This is a genomic window from Streptomyces sp. PU-14G, from assembly GCF_041028275.1.
Classification (GTDB): domain Bacteria; phylum Actinomycetota; class Actinomycetes; order Streptomycetales; family Streptomycetaceae; genus Streptomyces.
Map to the genome: position 1 here is coordinate 1 of NZ_JASKYT010000650.1, position 1557 is coordinate 1557.

Consider the following 1557-nt stretch of genomic DNA (forward strand, 5'->3'; position numbering starts at 1 on the left):
GTCCTCCCGCCCCGCCCGGGCCGCCGCCCGGCGGGTACGGCCGGCAGATGCCCGGCGGCTACGGCCAGCAGCCGCCCGGCGGTTACCCGTACCCGAACACCCCCGGCGGCGTGCCGGGCGGCGGTGGCGGCCGGAAGAACTCCAAGGTCATCGGGATCGTGGCGGCCGTCGTCGCCGTCGTGCTCATCGCCGGCGGTGGCGTCTTCTTCCTGACCAAGGACAACGGCGGCGGGGGTGGCGGCGGCAAGGACGATCCGAGCCCGGCCGCGAAGAAGAACCCGAACTCCCCGCCGAAGAACACGCAGGCCCAGCAGATCGTCGACCTGAAGGCGCCCAGCGTCAACGACGTCACCTCGGTCGCCGGTGCGTGGGCCACCGACAAGGTCTTCGCCAAGTCCTCGGTCCACGAGATGATCGTGCAGGACCTGGAGACGAAGAAGCAGACGAAGATCTCGCTCAAGGGCAACGTCTGCGCGGCCTCCAACGAGATGACCAAGGACCACAAGGTCGCCGTGGTCGTGCAGGCGACGATCTCCCCGGCCGCCGACTGCAACCGCATGGTCATCGTCGACCTGGACGCGAAGAAGATCGCCTGGGACAAGACGATGCCCAACGCCGACACCCGGTCGGTCGACAACGTCGCCATCAGCGGCGACACCGTCGCCTCGGCCTGGATCGGCGGCTCGGTCGGCTACAAGATCTCCAGCGAGAAGAAGGTGTGGGAGGCCAAGCCGAGCAACTGCCGCGACAAGGGCTACCAGGGCGGCAAGTCGCTGGTCGCCGTCGTCGAGTGCGGTCACGACTACGACAAGCCGCAGGTCTCCATCCAGAAGCTCGACCCGGACACCGGCAAGGCCAAGTGGAAGTACGAGCCGCCCAAGGGCGTCAAGGACGTGCGTGTGGCCTCCACCGATCCGCTGGTGCTGGTCGCCGGCGCCGGTGACGAGCTGACCAGTGACGTGCTCACCGTCGGCGAGGACAAGAAGCTCAAGGCGAAGATCTCGCTGGGCGAGCGCTACAACAAGCCCTGCGAGCTGGAGGTCAACGGCTGCTACGCCATGGCGGTCGGGCCCGACACCGTCTACCTGTCGACCACCGAGCACGACGGCTCCTCCGACCTGTCCGAGACCAACGAGGTCATGGCCTTCGACTTCGACACGGGCAAGGCCAAGTGGAAGTCGAGCGCGGGCGAGGACCGCACGATCGTCCCGTTCAAGATGCAGGGCTCGAACGTCCTCGGCTACAAGACGCCCAGCTACGGGCACGGCGGTGAGATCGTCACCATCGAGCCGAAGAAGGGCAAGCAGACGCGGCTGCTGAAGATGCCGGCCTCCGACATCGGCCAGGGCGAGCAGGCCTTCTCGGTCGACGCCTACTCGGTCGACGCGCCGCTCATCTTCGAGAACAACAGGTTCTTCATCCAGGACACCCTGATCTCCGAGCGCCGCTCGTCCGACGACGAGACGCCGCGACTGGCGGTCGGCTACGGGCCCACCGGCGGCTGACGCGTCCTTCCGGCACCGGGTTTCGGCCCGCCACGGTTCTTCCGTGGCGGGC

Annotated in this window: 1 protein-coding gene; it reads left to right on the forward strand. The window is 68.0% G+C overall.

The window, feature by feature from the left end:
* Positions 1–1505: PQQ-binding-like beta-propeller repeat protein (locus AB8Z75_RS34390; protein WP_369208987.1), on the forward strand; the 1505-nt coding region annotated here is incomplete at its 5' end.
* Between the last annotated feature and the right edge of the window lie 52 nt (positions 1506–1557).